The sequence below is a fragment of the Marinomonas sp. 15G6-16 genome (assembly GCF_055809555.1).
The window spans coordinates 1,713,739-1,730,573 of sequence record NZ_CM147916.1; the positions used below are offsets into that span (position 1 = coordinate 1,713,739).

Here is a 16,835-nt window from a genome sequence, read left to right on the forward strand (position 1 = left end):
TCGATAAGAAAAGGCTTCCCTTGGGAGGCCTTTTTTACGTTTAGATTGCCATCACTTCCTTGCTAACGGACAATGGCTAATATTCCTGTTTTACCGCACAGAGTTTAATTATGACTGATTTCCAATACGCCACAGACCAAGACACTATTGCCGCGCAAGCCACTGCTCCTGGCCGAGGTGGCGTAGGGATAATTCGTTTATCAGGCCCGAAAAGCCTAGCAATCGCGAAGCAAATTGTTGGCTTTGAGCCTACACCTCGCTACGCCCATTATGTGCCGTTTAAAGACGCAAATAGCGAGCAGCTTGATATGGGATTGGCTTTGTATTTCCCAGGGCCAAACTCCTTTACTGGTGAAGACGTTTTTGAACTTCAAGGTCATGGCGGACCCGTTATTATGGACATGCTGTTAAGCCATTGTGTGGCGCTTGGTGCCCGTTTGGCGCGTCCAGGTGAATTCTCTGAACGAGCTTTCATGAACGACAAAATGGACTTAACCCAAGCTGAAGCCATTGCAGACTTAATCGACAGTACTTCAGAGCAAGCCGCAAAATGTGCCTTACGCTCTTTACAAGGTGCCTTTTCTAAGCGTGTCGAAGAATTGGTTGAAGCCTTGATCCATCTACGAATTTACGTAGAAGCGGCAATTGATTTTCCTGAAGAGGAAATCGACTTTATTGGCGATGGTAAAGTTGCCAGCGAACTTTCAGGTATTCAAGCCAAGTTGCAAACCGTCCTGAAAGAAGCCAATCAAGGCGCTTTGATTCGTGAAGGTATGAACGTCGTTATCGCTGGTCGCCCAAATGCCGGTAAATCCAGCTTATTGAATGCTTTGTCAGGTAAAGAATCCGCCATTGTCACTAACATTGAAGGCACAACTCGCGATGTTTTACGGGAGCATATTCACCTTGATGGCATGCCTTTGCACATCATAGACACTGCAGGTTTACGAGATAGTCCAGACGAAGTAGAGCGCATTGGTATTCAGCGCGCGTGGGACGAAATCAATAAAGCCGATCGTATTTTAATGATGGTTGACAGCCAATCGATTGATTCGAAAGACCCAAGTGAAATCTGGCCTGAGTTTATGGAAAAACTGGGTGATACCAGTAATTTAACACTGGTACGTAATAAAGTGGATTTGACCAAAGAAAGCACTGGTATAGAAACCGTTCAAGGCGTCTCTGTGGTCTCTCTGTCAGCAAAAACAGGTGAGGGTGTTTCTGACCTGACGGAACATTTAAAAGCCGTTATGGGCTTCGACAGCACCACAGAAGGTGGTTTTATTGCTCGTCGTCGACACATAGAAGCACTTAACAAAGCGAAGCGATTCCTTGATGCTGGCGATGAGCAATTACATGGCTACGGAGCAGGGGAATTACTGGCTGAAGACCTAAAAGAAGCACAACAAGCATTAAGCGAAATCACCGGTGCATTCACCAGTGACGACTTGCTTGGCCGCATCTTTAGCTCATTCTGTATCGGGAAGTAATTTAGAAAACCTCAGTTAATGAGCATTAACTGAGGTTTTGTCCAAGTTTTAGCATGGATGCAATATTTCGTGATGAGTTAATCAAGTTCACTTCAGCTTGAGCCAACACATTATCTAGACTGTCTAGAGCGGGAATAGTCGGAAATATTGCCTTCATTCCATGACTCAAAATAGCATCAGCGTCTTTACCTAAACTACCTGCAATCCCAATAGTCGCGACGTTTTTCAGGTTGGCTTGTTTTAAAACACCCATTGGGGTTTTACCAAAAACTGTTTGACCATCGATTCGTCCTTCACCTGTAATTACTAAATCTGCGCCTTCTAATGTATCCGCGAATCCAACGGTTTCCATGACGATTTCGATGCCAGGTTTTAAAGTGGCATTTAAGAAGGTTTTTACACCTAATCCCATGCCGCCTGCTGCACCAGAACCAGGCTCTAAACGATGATCTTCAAAGCCGGATTCCGCGATAACATCAGCAAAATATCCCAAAGTATTATCTAACAAAGCAACAATTTCTGGCGTAGCACCTTTTTGAGGGCCAAAAATAGCCGACGCACCACGCTCGCCACATAAAGGGTTATCTACATCACAAGCAACATCTATCTGACATTGGGAAAGTAAAGGATGAATTTGGGACGTATCAATGGTCTTGAGTTGGGCAAGCGCTTCACCACCAAAAGCAAGTTCTTGCCCTTTATCATCTTTAAATTGGACGCCGAGTGCTTGTGCTAATCCTGCACCAGCATCATTCGTTGCACTACCACCGAGCCCGAGAACGATATGTTTAATCCCTCGATCTAGCGCGTCTTTGATCAGTTCACCTGTGCCAAAGCTGGTGGTGTAAAGAGGATTTCTTTGCTCTCTTGGCACCAAATGCAAACCAGAAGCCGAAGCCATTTCAATCACGGCTGTGGTTGGCAATTCTCCTTCTTTGGCCCCTAAAATACCGTATTGCGCCATGACTTTATTACCCAATGGCCCAGTCACTTCAAGGTCAACAAAATGACCTTGAGTAGCATCAACCATAGATTGAACGGTTCCTTCACCACCGTCAGCCATGGGGACTTTAATGTATTCTCCATCCGGGAAAATATAGCGAAAGCCGATTTCAATAGCCTTAGCAACTTCTAAAGCGGTTAGGCTTTCTTTAAAAGAGTCTGGCGCAATAATAATTTTCATATTCGTCCTTTTCTCGGCAATTAAAGAGAAGAGGCCAAGCGGTTTATTGATTTTTAACCTTTACTAAAACTCGGCCACGTACTTTACCATCAAGCAATTTATAGGCCGTTTCTACGACATCGTCCAATTCGATCTCTGTACTGATGGCATCATAATCTTGTGCTGTCAGTAATTCGCTTAATCTTTGCCATGCTTCGATACGGTCAGCCTTTGGGCGCATAACACTGTCGATACCAATTAAACGCACGCCTCGAAGAATAAAAGGCGCAACAGAAGCAGGGAAGTCCATTCCTTGTGCCAGTCCGCAAGAGGTAACAACGCCACCATATTTGGTACTCGCACAAGCATTAGCAAGAGTATGACTACCAACACAATCAATAACCCCAGCCCAACGCTCTTTTTGCAGCGGTTTACCCGGTTCAGATAACGTCGCTCGGTCGATGATTTCATTGGCTCCTAAAGACGTCAAATAATCCGTTTGTTCCATTCGCCCAGTAGAAGCGACAACGCAATAACCTAGCCTATGTAATAAGCGAATCGCAAAACTTCCCACTCCGCCATTAGCTCCCGTGACTAATATTTCACCTGAATCAGGTGTAACACCTTGTTTTTCTAGCGCTAAAACAGAAAGCATAGCGGTATAACCTGCTGTACCTATTGTCATGGCTTGCTTTGGATCTATATCTTTAGGTAAAGGAATCAACCAATCACTTTTGAGTTTGGCTTTTTCAGCCAATCCACCCCAATGAGCTTCACCGACACCAAATCCATTTAACAAAACCCAATCACCTTGCTCAAAGGCAGTAGAATCACAGTGGTTAACCTGACCAACCAAATCAATACCAGGAACCATAGGAAAAGAGCGTACAACTGGCGCTTTACCTGTGATTGCCAAACCATCTTTATAATTTAATGTGCTGTAATGTACATCGACTAATACATCGCCTTTGGGTAGTTGATCTTCATTTATATCAACAACTTGAGCTGATTGCTGTTTGTCTTTTTGAGTTATCAATAAGCCTTTAAACATAAAAAACTCCAATTTTAGACCGATCGTCTATTTAATTAACAAAAAAAGCTAAGTGAGAACTTAGCTTCTAAAAAGTGTTACTTGCCTTGCTGTATTGTATGTATGAAAAAATCTAAGAAAGCGGATAACGGCTGAGTACTTTTCACCAATCGAGCACGATGAACGGCACCTTCCCAACCAATCCAGAAAATTTGTGACATATCTTCTGTAGTCTGCTCACTCGTCACTTCTTTTTGCTTTTGACCTTCTGCCAAGCAGTCTGCAACGCGATTTTGCCAACTTAAATAGGTTTCTTGTAAGCGCTGACGAAAAATGTCCGACAATAAAATGGACTCTTGCTCTAAATTTCCGACTAAGCACCCTCGCTTAAAATCATGGCGAATAATCCCATTTTCAGCGTCTTGAGCAAAATTTCGTAGCCGCTCCAAAGGCATAAAAGCATCATCCAGTAAAAATTTATCTAACTTGTTTTCAAAATAACGGCTGTATCGTTCAAGCACAGCAATACCGAAAGCTTCTTTACTGGAAAAGTAGTGGTAAAAAGAACCTTTTGGAACACCAACTGATTTTAGAATGGGATCAATCCCACTGTTCATAAAACCTGTTTCAGTCAAAATTTGCATACCAGCTCGCAGTAAAGACTCGCGAGTATCAAATGTATCGCTTGATTGCTTTTTTGGACGACCACGGCGGGGTTTACTTGGCAAACCACTCATGGTCTGTGTCTCGTCAACTAAATTGGACAATGAAATAACCTATCGGGAAAAAGTTAGATCTAAAGAATTTAGACCAGTCGTCTAATAAAATCAAATTTGGATCTCGCTTTATTGAAAAATGCTGACTACACCATGTGTGCCCAATCTATTTTTTAGCATTCGCCCATTACGCTCAAAGTTACTCACAATAAAAGAAGACAGTGGAAAGAATCTCTCTTTTTACACACATGGCGAAAAAGCCATATAAATCAGCGCTTCTTAACATTATCCACTTTCATAAAATTACTTACTTTGTTCCAAGAGCAAACTTTTTTATTTTTTTCTTGTGGATTATTTTTTTGAAGAAACCCCAGTTAAACCTCACAAAATAGACATAAAACATATAAAAAACAGATAGTTAAAATTTTCAATTTGTTTTTCTCTATCTGTTGATAAGTACGGTAATAGGTTGATAAGAAGTTTTGCACAGTTTTTAACAACTTAGAAAGAAAATTCACACAGTGTATAAGTAGCACTTTTATGCACAGGAATAGGTTATCCACAGCACAGGAAGAGAAGGGTGTGATTAACAAGATGTTATTCACATAGAGTGATGATATATAAGAGAAAATAAGAGTTATATACAGATTTTGTCTTGCTATATAAACATAACAGACATAAAAGATCTTATATACTTACTTATATATATTAATATTGATGACCGGAGTTTAGAGATTCGATCGCTTTCTTTTTAAAAATTTGCCTATATACTAAGCGGCCTAATCAAGCGTTGATCGTTTTTTATTCATTTCCTGTTTATATAGTAATACCGAGGTTCCTGTGGATTTCCCAAGTCGTTTTGATGTAATTGTGGTTGGTGGCGGACATGCTGGTACAGAAGCGGCTTTAGCTGCTGCTCGCATGGGTGTCAAAACATTATTACTTTCCCACAACATTGAAACGTTAGGACAAATGTCCTGTAACCCTGCAATTGGTGGTATAGGGAAATCACATCTTGTAAAAGAAATAGATGCATTAGATGGCGCTATGGCTTTAGCAACAGATCAGGCTGGTATTCAATTTAGAACCTTAAACTCCCGAAAAGGCCCTGCCGTTCGAGCAACTCGTGCTCAAGCAGACCGTATTTTATATAAAGCCGCGATTCGTCATAAATTAGAGAACCAAGAAAATTTATGGCTTTTCCAACAATCTGCAGAAGATCTGATTGTTGAAGACGGCGCTGCTCGTGGTGTTATTACTCAAACTGGAATACGCTTTAACAGTAAAACAGTTGTATTAACAGCTGGCACATTTTTGGGCGGCATTATTCACATAGGTTTAGAAAATCATTCTGGTGGCCGAGCTGGTGATCCTCCATCTATTGGTTTAGCAGAAAAACTACGCGCTTTACCATTTCGAGTTGATCGTTTAAAAACAGGTACACCACCTCGAATTGATGCTCGTTCTGTTGATTTTTCTCAAATGCAGGCACAACCAGGTGATGATATAACGCCAGTAATGTCTTACATGGGCAACCGTGCAATGCACCCGCGCCAAATCGAATGTTTTATCACTCATACCAATGAACGTACTCATGACATTATTCGTTCTGGTATGGATCGATCTCCTATGTATACAGGTGTGATTGAAGGTGTTGGCCCTCGTTACTGTCCTTCAATTGAAGATAAAATTGTTCGCTTTGCCGACAAAAACTCACATCAAATCTTCATTGAACCGGAAGGGTTAACCACACACGAACTTTACCCAAATGGTATCTCGACATCTTTGCCGTTTGACGTTCAAATTGAACTTGTTCGCTCAATGAAAGGGATGGAAAATGCTCATATTATTCGTCCTGGATATGCTATTGAGTACGATTATTTCAACCCTCAAGATCTCAAATATTCTTTAGAAACCAAACACATGCCTGGTTTGTTCTTTGCGGGACAAATTAACGGCACAACAGGTTATGAAGAAGCAGGCGCTCAAGGCTTATTAGCTGGAATGAATGCTGCATTACTGGCTCAAGATAAAGACGCTTGGACACCTAGACGTGATGAAGCGTATCTTGGTGTGCTGGTGGATGATCTAATTACGATGGGAACGAAAGAACCTTACCGCATGTTTACCAGTCGTGCAGAATATCGTTTGATTCTTCGAGAAGACAATGCCGACATGCGTTTAACTGAAAAAGGACGCGAACTTGGCTTGGTTTCTGATGAACGTTGGGCGGCGTTTTGCAAAAAACGTGAAGCAATAGAAGTTGAAACTCAGCGTCTTAAATCCAGCTGGATTGTGCCTAAATCACCAGAAGCAGAAATTATCAATCCAAAGCTTGAAACGCCGATTACTCACGAATACAGCTTGTTGGATTTGCTTAAGCGTCCAAACATTGTTTATTCCGATGTGGCTAATTTGAAAAATGCACCTGAAGAAGCCGTTGATGAGCAAGTTTCTGAACAAGTTCAAATTGCCGTGAAATACGCAGGTTATATCGCCCGCCAAGCAGAAGATATTGAGCGGTTACGTCGACAAGAAAACACGCCTTTGCCTGCTGATTTGGATTACAGCAGCATGGAAGGCTTATCGAATGAAGTGAAGCAGAAGCTGAACCAAATTCGACCTGAAACGCTAGCAGCGGCATCTCGTATTCAGGGTGTCACCCCAGCTGCGGTTTCTTTACTTTTGATTCATTTGAAAAAACGTGCCATTGCACAAAAAACTGCCTAGAATCATCGTCCGTTAATAATTTATAGAAATGGATCGACAGTGACACATTTTGACACCATCAAAAAAGGCGCCCTAGAAATGGGCGCTTCTTTATCTGATGAAACAATTCAGACACTTGTTCATTATTTAGCCATGCTTGAAAAGTGGAATAAGGCTTACAACCTGACCGCGATTCGTGATGTCGAGCAAATGATCACATTGCATCTACTGGATAGTTTGGCGACTTTACCCTACATAACAGGTGAAAAAATCATCGATGTTGGCACTGGACCTGGTTTACCCGGTATGGTCCTTGCAATATGTTATCCCGACAAACAATTTACCTTGTTAGACAGTAACGGAAAAAAGACGCGTTTCTTAACTCAAGTGAAAATGGAGTTGGGCATCAATAACGTCACAGTAGCGAATGAAAGAGTTGAAAAACATGCTCATCAAGGTGAGTATGATCACGTCATTTCGCGAGCCTTTGCTTCGTTACAAGATATGATTAACTGGACTTTGCCCCTGCCTAAAGAAACTGGTAATTTTTTAGCCATGAAAGGGGTTTATCCTAGTGATGAAATCGCGGCATTACCAAAAGAGGTTGATGTTATTTTGACAGAACCTCTCAATGTGCCAAATATTCAAGCGGAGCGTCATATGGTAGTGATGACACGTAAAGGATAAAGAATGGCTAAGATCATCGCAGTTACCAATCAAAAAGGTGGTGTGGGAAAAACCACTACCTGTGTTAATTTGGCGGCTTCTCTTGCCGCAATGAAGCGTCGAGTTTTGCTTATTGATCTCGATCCTCAAGGTAACGCTACGACCGGAAGTGGGCTAACAAAAGAAGAATTAGAGGCAAGTGTATTTGATGTCTTAGTTGGTACGCACGGCGTAAAAGAAGTGATGAAAAAAAGTACTCCAGGTGAATATTGGGTACTGCCTGCAAATGGTGATTTAACTGGCGCAGAAGTGGCTTTATTAGATCTACCGAGTAAGGAAACCCGCTTGAGAGCAGGGCTTTATGAAGTTGATAATGACTTTGACTATATTCTGCTCGATTGCCCACCATCTTTGAATATGTTGACGGTTAATGCCTTAGCGGCGTCTCAAGGGGTATTAATCCCTGTTCAGTGTGAATATTACGCCTTGGAAGGTTTAACGGCGCTATTACAAACCATTGAACGCATTACTCAAGCATTAAATCCATCATTAGAGGTCGAAGGTATTTTACGAACCATGTATGATCCTCGCCCTAGTCTGACTCACGATGTTTCTAGTCAGCTTCATAAATATTTTGGCGACAAAGTATATGACACAGTCATACCAAGAAACATTCGCTTAGCTGAGTCCCCAAGTTACGGTTTACCTGTTTTGCATTACGAAAAACAATCTCGTGGTGCAATTGCTTACTTAGCATTAGCCGGTGAATTTATCAGAAAGTGTGTAGTTTGATGATTGCCTTAAAGGCATATTTTCATATCAATTAAGGTTAATGAAATGACGATGAAAAAAGAGGTCTAGGCCGCGGTTTAGATGCCTTATTAGCACCACAAGCCACTGCAACAAAAGAAGTGGAGAATGGTTCTGACGATCAAATTAAAGGCTTAACCTATTTGCCTGTTGATTGGTTGTCAAAAGGTAAGTTTCAACCTCGTCGTGATATGAATTCTGCACAATTAGAAGATTTAGCATCTTCTATTCGAACTCAAGGCATTATGCAGCCTATTGTGGTGCGTCCAAATGGTCATAATCAGTATGAAATTATTGCTGGTGAACGACGTTGGCGCGCGGCAAAATTAGCCGATTTAACACAAGTCCCCGTTATTATTCGTCATGTTGAAGACGCAGACGCTGTGGTATTGGCACTCATCGAAAACATCCAAAGGGAAGATCTAAACCCTGTTGAAGAAGCATTAGCACTACAAAGATTGATTGAAGACTTTAATTTAACTCAACAAGAAGTTGCTGATACAGTGGGTAAATCCCGCTCTACAGTAGCGAATTTGTTGCGTTTATTAGGTTTAACCCCAGAAGTTCGCCGTTTGTTAGAACATGGTGATATTGAGATGGGGCACGCCAGAGCACTTTTGCCTTTGGAGCATGACAAACAAATCCAAGCCGCTTCTCAAGTGGTGACGAAATCCTTATCTGTTCGTGAAACGGAAAGGCTTGTTAAGAACTTTCAAGTCACTGATAAAGTTGAGAATAATAAACCTTCTCTGCCTGATTTAAGTGCAGAGGCTGAAAAGATCAGTCAGAAGATCAATGCTGCGGTAAAGATCCAACCTTCAGCCAAAGGAAAAGGTAAGCTGGTGATTGAGTATCGAAACCCAGAACATCTAGAACTCTTGATTAGCGAGCTTTTAGAAGGAAAATAAATCATTTTCACAAGTTATTTTTTGTATCTTTAAGAGATTACTAGAAAGTCATTTTGCCACTCACTTTAAGTTGAACACGACAGCTATTACCCATATAATGCCTCGAATTTTATAAATTATCACATTGATTGCACTTTTACGGTGCGAGATAGAGAGTCAGATAATGGAAGCAAATAAGCCGCTCAGTGCAAACGCAATTTTAAGCGCAAGAAAGCGAGCTATATTCCGCTTTGTGTTATTGCAATTTTTACTCACTATTTTTATATCTTTGGGAATTTTTTACATAACGGACGGTCTGAAAGGCTACTCTTTTTTACTCGGGAGTTTATGTAGCGTTTTACCCAGCCTTTATATGGCATGGCGTGTTTTTGGGTATAAAGGCGTTCGTTCAGCAAAAAGTGTCGTTAGATCATTCTATCGAGGGGAAGCCGGTAAGTTGGTAATGACAGCGGTTTTATTGTCGCTGGTTTTTCTCTTGATAAAGCCTTTGTCTGTTGGAGCTTTTTTCGCAGGCTTTGGTTTTGCAGTTTTGAGTCATTGGCTCAGTCCCATCTTGCTAAAATAATTGTTAGCAATGAGGGAATACAGGTTTAATCATTAAGAGAGCGTGGATGTAAATATGGCAAGTGAAAATCCAAATGCTTCCGAATACATAAAACATCACCTTCAGAATTTGACCTTTGGTCAGCATCCTGACGGTAGCTGGGGTATTGCGGAAACATCTCAAGAAGCAGCTGAAATGGGCTTTTGGGCAATTCATTTAGACACTATGGGTTTTTCTATTGGTCTAGGTATATTGTTTCTTTGGCTATTCCGTATGGCGGCTAAAAAGGCTTCAACTGAAACACCATCAGGCTTACAAAACTTTGTAGAGCTTATGGTTGAATTCGTTGATAACTCAGTTAAAGAGAGTTTTCATGGCAAAAGTAAAGTCATAGCGCCATTGGCGCTGACGATTTTTGTCTGGATCTTTTTGATGAACTTGATGGACTTAATCCCTGTAGACTTCGTGCCTCGTATCGCGCATGACGTATTCGGCTTGGATTATTTCAAAATAGTTCCGACAACAGACATTAATGCTACATTAGGCATGTCTTTGTCTGTGTTTTTCTTGATTATTTTCTACAGCATCAGCATGAAAGGTTTCGGTGGATTTGTTAAAGAGTTAACGCTACAGCCTTTTAATACACCTATTATGATCCCATTCAACTTTGTGTTGGAAATGGTAGGTTTGCTTGCTAAACCGGTTTCATTAGCATTGCGTCTATTTGGTAACCTTTATGCAGGTGAATTGATCTTTATACTAATTGCTGTTTTACCTTGGTTCGCACAATGGGTTTTGTCGGTACCATGGGCAATATTCCATATCTTAGTTATTACACTGCAAGCATTTATCTTTATGATGCTGACCATTGTTTATCTAAGTATGGCGCACGAAGAACACTAATGATTTTGTAATACCCTTGTTTTTTTAAACCTTGTAAATTAAAACTTAAAGTTAGGAGTTAAAATGGAACTAGTAGTAAGTATGACGGCTATCGCAGTAGCAATGCTAATTGGCTTTGCTGCATTAGGTACAGCCATTGGTTTTGCCATCTTAGGTGGTAAATTTCTAGAAGCAAGTGCTCGCCAACCAGAGCTTGCACCTATGCTGCAAACTAAAATGTTTATCGTAGCGGGTCTTTTGGACGCTGTTTCTATGATCGGTGTAGGTATCGCTTTGTTCTTTACATTCGCGAATCCTTTTATTGCTCAGGTTGCAGGCTAAGATTTCTATTGAAATTGAAAGCTTTTTAAACGACTTAGAGCGAGGATATTAGCGTGAATTTGAATCTCACACTTATAGGCCAAGCTATTTCGTTTGCGATCTTTGTCTGGTTCTGCATGAAATTCGTGTGGCCACCAGTGATTGCTGCGCTCGAAGAGCGTAGCAAAAAAATCGCAGACGGTTTAGAAGCAGCAAATCGTGCTTCACGTGATCTTGAATTGGCACAAGAACAAGCCAATCAATTACTACGTGAAAGCAAAGATAATGCGGCCGATATAATTGAACAAGCCAATAAACGTGCGAACCAAATGATTGAAGAGGCGAAAGAACAAGTGATTGCTGATGGCAAACGCTTGCGTCAAGCAGCTCAAGCAGAAATTGAACAAGATGTATTGCGTGCTAAAGAAGCATTGCGTGCTCAAGTTTCCGTTCTTGCATTTGCTGGCGCCGAGAAAATCTTGGGAACCACCATTGACGAGAAAGCACATAGCGAGATCGTTGAACAGCTCGCCAAAGAGCTTTAAGCGAGGGTCTAATGGCTGAATTAAAAACAGTCGCGCGACCGTATGCGAAAGCGGTTTTCGAAGTTGCTCGAGAGAAAGGTCAAATAGCAGAATGGGCTGAGATGTTAAGCACATTAGCCGCTGTTACTTTAGAACCTAAACTTAAGAAAGCGCTTGAGAACCCAGCTTTTAGTGCGGAAGAGAAGGCAAACGCTCTGGCTGATGTCTGTGCAGAAACAACAACAGAACAAGGGAAAGCTTTTTTGCTGACCCTTGCTGAAAATAAGCGTTTATCACTTATTCCAGCAATCTCTGATTTGTTTTTACAGTTTAAACTGAACTTTGAAAAAGCCGTAAATGTAAACTTTACGTCTGCATTCGAACTATCAGCTGAGCAAGCACAAGCATTAGCCGATTCATTGAGTAAAAAGTTGGACCGCAAGGTTAACTTGACCAATGAAACTGACGCGAGCCTGATTGGTGGCGTGGTTATACGTACAGGTGACTTAATCATCGACGGTTCGGTACGCGGTAAATTAGCGAAACTGTCCGAGGCGATAAACTCCTAGCGTTTCGTTAAATCGAAACCAGGGTTGAGGAATTTAGCATGCAGCAACTGAATCCATCTGAGATCAGCGAGATTATTAAGAAGCGCATCGACAACCTCGATGTTACTTCTGATGCCCAGAATGAGGGCACAATTGTCAGCGTGGCAGACGGTATCGTTCTGATCCATGGCTTGGCAGATGTTATGTACGGGGAAATGATTGAATTCCCTGGTGGTGTTTACGGTATGGCCCTTAACCTAGAGCGTGACTCTGTTGGTGCGGTTGTATTAGGTAACTACCAAGACCTTGTAGAAGGTCAAAAAGTAAAATGTACAGGTCGTATTTTGGAAGTTCCAATCGGTCCTGAATTGCTTGGTCGTGTTGTTGACGCATTGGGTAACCCAGTTGACGGTAAAGGCGACATCAACGCAAAACTAACTGATAAAGTTGAGAAAGTGGCTCCAGGCGTTATCGAACGTCAGTCAGTTGATCAGCCTATTCAAACTGGTTATAAAGCAATCGACTCCATGGTTCCAATCGGTCGTGGTCAGCGTGAGTTGATCATCGGTGACCGTCAGATTGGTAAAACAGCGTTGGCGATAGACACTATCATTGCTCAAAAAAGCAGTGGTATTAAGTGTGTATACGTAGCGATTGGCCAGAAGCAATCTACAATTGCAAACGTAGTACGTAAGCTTGAAGAAGCTGGCGCGATGGAATACACCACAGTGGTTGTGGCGGGTGCATCTGATCCAGCATCAATGCTTTACCTAGCGCCATACACTGGTTGTACTATGGGTGAATATTTCCGTGACCGCGGTGAAGACGCTTTGATCATTTATGATGATTTGACAAAACAAGCTTGGGCTTACCGTCAGATCTCTTTGCTTCTTCGTCGTCCACCAGGTCGTGAAGCTTACCCAGGTGACGTTTTCTACCTTCACTCTCGTCTTCTAGAGCGTGCGTCTCGTGTAAACGTTGACTATGTAGAAAAATTCACTAACGGTGAAGTGAAAGGTAAGACTGGTTCTTTGACTGCTCTACCTATAATCGAAACTCAAGGTGGCGATGTATCTGCATTCGTACCAACTAACGTTATCTCCATCACAGATGGTCAGATATTCCTAGAAACGAGCGCATTTAACTCTGGTATTCGTCCAGCGATGAATGCGGGTATTTCCGTTTCTCGTGTTGGTGGTGCAGCACAAACTAAGATTGTCAAAAAACTTGGCGGTGGTATTCGTCTTGCATTGGCTCAGTATCGTGAATTGGCGGCTTTCGCTCAGTTCGCATCTGACCTAGACGAAGCGACTCGTAAACAGCTAGAGCACGGTAAACAGGTTACTGAACTGATGAAACAGAAGCAGTTCTCTCCTATGTCTGTAGCTGATATGGGCGTAGTTCTTTACGCTGCTAATGATGGCTTCCTTGAAGATGTTGAAACAAGCAAAATTGGCAGTTTTGAAACGTCTTTGTTGAGCTATATGAACAGTGAACACACTGATCTAATGGCTGACATTAACAAAACTGGTAATTTTAACGGCGAGATTGAAGCGACATTTAAAGCGGCAATCGAGAAGTTCAAAGCGACGCAAACTTGGTAATGAGTTTGATGACAGACTAGGGTTACCTAGTTTGTCATTATTTTCTTGCAGTTTGTGAAATAACATTCTCACAAGGGCAGTTCTATTATGGCAGTCGGAAAAGAGATACGTACTCAGATTTCGAGCATTAACAATACGCGTAAAATTACTCGTGCTATGGAAAAAGTAGCCGCAAGTAAGACGCGTAAAGCTCAGGATCGTATGGCCGCTTCTCGTCCGTATGCGGAACGAATTCGCCAAGTAGTTGGCCATTTGGCCAACGCGAATCCTGAGTATAAACACCGTTACCTTACCGAGCGTGAGGCGAAGCGTGTTGGTTATATCGTGATCTCTTCTGATCGTGGTTTATGTGGTGGTTTGAACGTTAACGTGTTCAAAAAAGCCATCAAAGAAATGAAGCAGTTTGCTGATGATGGTGTTGAAATCGACATCTGTACTATCGGTTCTAAAGCGGTTTCTTTCTTCAAAAACTACGGCGGAAATGTAACATCAGCTTTTACTGGTTTAGGTGATGCACCTCAAGCAGACGACTTAGTCGGTAGTGTAAAGGTGATGCTAGATGCGTTTGATGAAGGTCGTATCGATCGTCTTTTTGTGGTTTCAAATGAGTTCGTGAACACCATGACTCAGAAACCAGCGATTGAGCAACTTTTGCCATTAAAAGCAGAAGAGAATGCAAAATTAAAGCACCACTGGGATTACATTTATGAGCCTGAACCTGTCGAAATTTTAGACGAGTTATTGGTTCGTTATATTGAATCTCAAGTATATCAAGCAGTTGTTGAGAACATTGCGTGTGAACAAGCAGCTCGTATGCTTGCTATGAAGAACGCAACGGACAACGCTGGTGATATCATTGATGAATTGCAGTTGGTGTACAACAAGGCTCGTCAAGCAGCGATTACTCAGGAAATTTCTGAGATAGTAAGCGGCGCGGCAGCGGTTTAAGGTATTTAGGTTTTTAAGAGGATCCGAACATGAGTAGCGGACACATCGTACAAATTATCGGTGCTGTTATCGACGTGGAATTCCCACGTGATAATGTGCCAAAAGTATATGATGCCCTGACCATCGAGGGTAAAGAGTTGGTGTTGGAAGTTCAACAGCAACTAGGTGACGGTATCGTTCGTACCATCGCCATGGGTTCTACTGATGGTATGAAGCGTGGTTTGGCTGTAGAAAACACAAACAACCCAGTTTCTGTACCAGTTGGTACTAAAACTCTAGGACGTATTATGGACGTTCTAGGTAACCCAATTGATGAAAAAGGCCCAATCGGCGCTGAAGAAAGCTGGTCTATTCACCGTTCAGCACCTTCTTACTCTGAGCAGTCTTCTAGCAACGAATTGCTAGAAACAGGCATCAAGGTAATCGACCTTGTTTGTCCTTTCGCTAAGGGTGGTAAAGTAGGTCTGTTTGGTGGTGCCGGTGTAGGTAAAACCGTAAACATGATGGAGCTTATCCGTAACATCGCTATCGAGCACAGTGGTTACTCTGTATTCGCTGGTGTTGGTGAGCGTACTCGTGAAGGTAACGACTTCTACCATGAGATGACTGACTCGAACGTAATCGACAAAGTATCTCTTGTATACGGTCAGATGAATGAGCCACCAGGTAACCGTCTACGTGTTGCTTTGACTGGTTTGACTATGGCAGAAAAATTCCGTGACGAAGGTCGTGACGTACTTTTCTTCGTAGATAACATCTACCGTTACACGCTTGCGGGTACAGAAGTATCTGCATTGCTAGGTCGTATGCCATCTGCGGTAGGTTACCAGCCTACACTTGCTGAAGAGATGGGTGTTCTTCAAGAACGTATCACCTCTACTAAGACAGGTTCTATCACATCTGTACAAGCGGTATACGTACCTGCAGATGACTTGACTGACCCTTCTCCAGCAACGACTTTCTCCCACTTGGACGCAACCGTTGTATTGTCTCGTGACATCGCATCTTTGGGTATCTACCCAGCGATCGATCCGCTTGACTCTACTTCACGTCAGCTTGACCCTCTTGTTATCGGTCAAGAGCACTACGACGTAGCACGTGGCGTACAAATGGTATTGCAGCGTTACAAAGAATTGAAAGACATCATCGCAATCTTGGGTATGGACGAGTTATCTGAAGAAGATAAGCAAACGGTTAACCGTTCTCGTAAAATCCAGCGTTTCTTGTCTCAGCCTTTCTTCGTAGCTGAAGTCTTCACAGGCGCTCCAGGTAAATATGTTCCTTTAAAAGAAACCATTCGTGGCTTTAAAGGCATCTTGGATGGCGAGTATGACGATCTTCCAGAGCAAGCGTTCTACATGATTGGTAGCATCGACGAAGCTGTCGAGAAAGCTAAGAAACTTTAACCATCACGCATAGCAAGGCGTTGAAAAACGCTTTGCTAAGTATGACTTAAGAGAGGCAACTTATGGCTATCACAGTACACTGCGATATCGTAAGCGCTGAACAAGAGATTTTTTCTGGTGCAGTTCAATCTCTTGTGGCTGCAGGCAGCTATGGTGACCTAGGCATTATGCCTGGCCACGCTCAGTTGTTAACAACTCTGCAACCAGGTCCTGTTCGTGTGATTAAAGAAAATGGTGATGAAGAGAATATCTTCGTGTCAGGTGGCTTCCTAGAAGTTCAACCTCACCGTATCACTGTTTTAGCTAATACAGCTATTCGTGCAAGAGATCTGGACGAAGACGCAGCGCAACAAGCGAAAAAGCATGCTCTTGAGCTTTTAGCTGAGCAAAAACCTGACGTCGACTACACGCGTGCGACAGCGGAATTAGCCGAAGCTATGGCCCGCTTGCGTACTATTCAACAGTTCCGTGAGCATAACTAACGGTTACTTAGAATGAAGAGTTAAAAAAAGCAGCCTGATGGCTGCTTTTTTATTGTCTGTTATTTGAGGGTTTTAGATAAAAAGA

General features: G+C 42.2%; 17 protein-coding genes. 14 read left to right on the forward strand and 3 right to left on the reverse strand.

What is annotated here, in order from left to right; all coding sequences use genetic code 11:
- The first annotated feature begins 110 nt into the window (after nt 1-110).
- Complete coding sequence (mnmE, locus tag AC0L46_RS08330; protein WP_473502876.1) at nt 111-1,490, forward strand: tRNA uridine-5-carboxymethylaminomethyl(34) synthesis GTPase MnmE; 1,380 nt, start codon at nt 111-113, stop codon at nt 1,488-1,490.
- A gap of 25 nt (nt 1,491-1,515) precedes the next feature.
- On the opposite strand, the gene AC0L46_RS08335 is transcribed toward mnmE, so the two are convergent.
- The 3 genes from AC0L46_RS08335 to acuR form a co-directional block, all read right to left on the reverse strand.
- Nucleotides 1,516-2,673: a glycerate kinase gene (locus AC0L46_RS08335; protein ID WP_473502878.1), complete on the reverse strand. Its 1,158-nt coding sequence runs from the start codon at nt 2,671-2,673 to the stop codon at nt 1,516-1,518.
- 43 nt (nt 2,674-2,716) lie between these two features.
- A complete protein-coding gene (gene acuI, locus AC0L46_RS08340; RefSeq protein ID WP_473502880.1) occupies nt 2,717-3,703 on the reverse strand; it encodes an acrylyl-CoA reductase (NADPH) in 987 nt (328 codons plus the stop codon).
- Between the two features lie 77 nt (nt 3,704-3,780).
- Nucleotides 3,781-4,449, reverse strand: coding sequence for an acrylate utilization transcriptional regulator AcuR (gene acuR / locus AC0L46_RS08345; RefSeq protein ID WP_473502882.1), 669 nt, complete (start codon nt 4,447-4,449; stop codon nt 3,781-3,783).
- 789 nt (nt 4,450-5,238) lie between these two features.
- Between acuR and mnmG the strand changes: the two genes are divergently transcribed.
- The 13 genes from mnmG to AC0L46_RS08410 all read left to right on the forward strand — a co-directional run bounded on the left by mnmG (nt 5,239) and on the right by AC0L46_RS08410 (nt 16,750).
- A complete protein-coding gene (gene mnmG, locus AC0L46_RS08350; protein WP_473502884.1) occupies nt 5,239-7,128 on the forward strand; it encodes a tRNA uridine-5-carboxymethylaminomethyl(34) synthesis enzyme MnmG in 1,890 nt (629 codons plus the stop codon).
- Between the two features lie 39 nt (nt 7,129-7,167).
- On the forward strand, nt 7,168-7,794 hold the full coding sequence (gene rsmG, locus AC0L46_RS08355) for a 16S rRNA (guanine(527)-N(7))-methyltransferase RsmG (protein WP_414681585.1): 627 nt from the start codon (nt 7,168-7,170) through the stop codon (nt 7,792-7,794).
- A 3-nt stretch (nt 7,795-7,797) separates the two neighbouring features.
- The gene (locus AC0L46_RS08360) at nt 7,798-8,565 is read left to right on the forward strand and encodes a ParA family protein (protein ID WP_473502886.1); all 768 of its coding nucleotides are present in this window, start codon (nt 7,798-7,800) and stop codon (nt 8,563-8,565) included.
- Between the two features lie 119 nt (nt 8,566-8,684).
- Nucleotides 8,685-9,491 carry a ParB/RepB/Spo0J family partition protein gene (locus tag AC0L46_RS08365; RefSeq protein ID WP_473502888.1) on the forward strand — a complete coding sequence of 269 codons (807 nt, stop codon included), beginning with the start codon at nt 8,685-8,687 and terminating at the stop codon, nt 9,489-9,491.
- A 163-nt stretch (nt 9,492-9,654) separates the two neighbouring features.
- Nucleotides 9,655-10,056: an ATP synthase subunit I gene (locus tag AC0L46_RS08370; RefSeq protein ID WP_473502890.1), complete on the forward strand. Its 402-nt coding sequence runs from the start codon at nt 9,655-9,657 to the stop codon at nt 10,054-10,056.
- A gap of 54 nt (nt 10,057-10,110) precedes the next feature.
- Entirely contained in the window at nt 10,111-10,938 is an 828-nt protein-coding gene (atpB, locus tag AC0L46_RS08375) for a F0F1 ATP synthase subunit A (protein ID WP_414681589.1), read from the forward strand.
- A gap of 63 nt (nt 10,939-11,001) precedes the next feature.
- Complete coding sequence (gene atpE / locus AC0L46_RS08380; RefSeq protein ID WP_036157682.1) at nt 11,002-11,259, forward strand: F0F1 ATP synthase subunit C; 258 nt, start codon at nt 11,002-11,004, stop codon at nt 11,257-11,259.
- Nucleotides 11,260-11,312: 53 nt separating this feature from the next.
- A complete protein-coding gene (locus AC0L46_RS08385) occupies nt 11,313-11,783 on the forward strand; it encodes a F0F1 ATP synthase subunit B (RefSeq protein ID WP_317005559.1) in 471 nt (156 codons plus the stop codon).
- 11 nt (nt 11,784-11,794) lie between these two features.
- Nucleotides 11,795-12,331 (forward strand): F0F1 ATP synthase subunit delta, encoded by a 537-nt coding sequence (locus AC0L46_RS08390; protein ID WP_473502892.1) that lies wholly within the window; start codon nt 11,795-11,797, stop codon nt 12,329-12,331.
- Nucleotides 12,332-12,369: 38 nt separating this feature from the next.
- Nucleotides 12,370-13,914, forward strand: coding sequence for a F0F1 ATP synthase subunit alpha (gene atpA / locus AC0L46_RS08395; protein WP_414681591.1), 1,545 nt, complete (start codon nt 12,370-12,372; stop codon nt 13,912-13,914).
- A gap of 87 nt (nt 13,915-14,001) precedes the next feature.
- The gene (gene atpG / locus AC0L46_RS08400; protein ID WP_414681592.1) at nt 14,002-14,862 is read left to right on the forward strand and encodes a F0F1 ATP synthase subunit gamma; all 861 of its coding nucleotides are present in this window, start codon (nt 14,002-14,004) and stop codon (nt 14,860-14,862) included.
- Between the two features lie 29 nt (nt 14,863-14,891).
- Entirely contained in the window at nt 14,892-16,268 is a 1,377-nt protein-coding gene (atpD, locus tag AC0L46_RS08405; RefSeq protein WP_414681593.1) for a F0F1 ATP synthase subunit beta, read from the forward strand.
- A 62-nt stretch (nt 16,269-16,330) separates the two neighbouring features.
- Nucleotides 16,331-16,750, forward strand: a complete 420-nt coding sequence (locus tag AC0L46_RS08410) for a F0F1 ATP synthase subunit epsilon (protein WP_414681594.1) — start codon at nt 16,331-16,333, stop codon at nt 16,748-16,750.
- Nucleotides 16,751-16,835: the final 85 nt, after the last annotated feature.

What these genes read in the sequence shown, in the direction of transcription:
- atpE (WP_036157682.1), top strand. Translation starts at nt 11,002, where the DNA reads ATGGAACTAGTAGTAAGTATGACGGCTATCGCAGTAGCAATGCTAATT.
- acuI (WP_473502880.1), bottom strand. Translation starts at nt 3,703, where the DNA reads ATGTTTAAAGGCTTATTGATAACTCAAAAAGACAAACAGCAATCAGCT.
- AC0L46_RS08335 (WP_473502878.1), bottom strand. Translation starts at nt 2,673, where the DNA reads ATGAAAATTATTATTGCGCCAGACTCTTTTAAAGAAAGCCTAACCGCT.
- mnmE (WP_473502876.1), top strand. Translation starts at nt 111, where the DNA reads ATGACTGATTTCCAATACGCCACAGACCAAGACACTATTGCCGCGCAA.
- atpA (WP_414681591.1), top strand. Translation starts at nt 12,370, where the DNA reads ATGCAGCAACTGAATCCATCTGAGATCAGCGAGATTATTAAGAAGCGC.
- AC0L46_RS08410 (WP_414681594.1), top strand. Translation starts at nt 16,331, where the DNA reads ATGGCTATCACAGTACACTGCGATATCGTAAGCGCTGAACAAGAGATT.
- atpB (WP_414681589.1), top strand. Translation starts at nt 10,111, where the DNA reads ATGGCAAGTGAAAATCCAAATGCTTCCGAATACATAAAACATCACCTT.
- AC0L46_RS08360 (WP_473502886.1), top strand. Translation starts at nt 7,798, where the DNA reads ATGGCTAAGATCATCGCAGTTACCAATCAAAAAGGTGGTGTGGGAAAA.
- AC0L46_RS08370 (WP_473502890.1), top strand. Translation starts at nt 9,655, where the DNA reads ATGGAAGCAAATAAGCCGCTCAGTGCAAACGCAATTTTAAGCGCAAGA.
- atpG (WP_414681592.1), top strand. Translation starts at nt 14,002, where the DNA reads ATGGCAGTCGGAAAAGAGATACGTACTCAGATTTCGAGCATTAACAAT.
- atpD (WP_414681593.1), top strand. Translation starts at nt 14,892, where the DNA reads ATGAGTAGCGGACACATCGTACAAATTATCGGTGCTGTTATCGACGTG.
- AC0L46_RS08390 (WP_473502892.1), top strand. Translation starts at nt 11,795, where the DNA reads ATGGCTGAATTAAAAACAGTCGCGCGACCGTATGCGAAAGCGGTTTTC.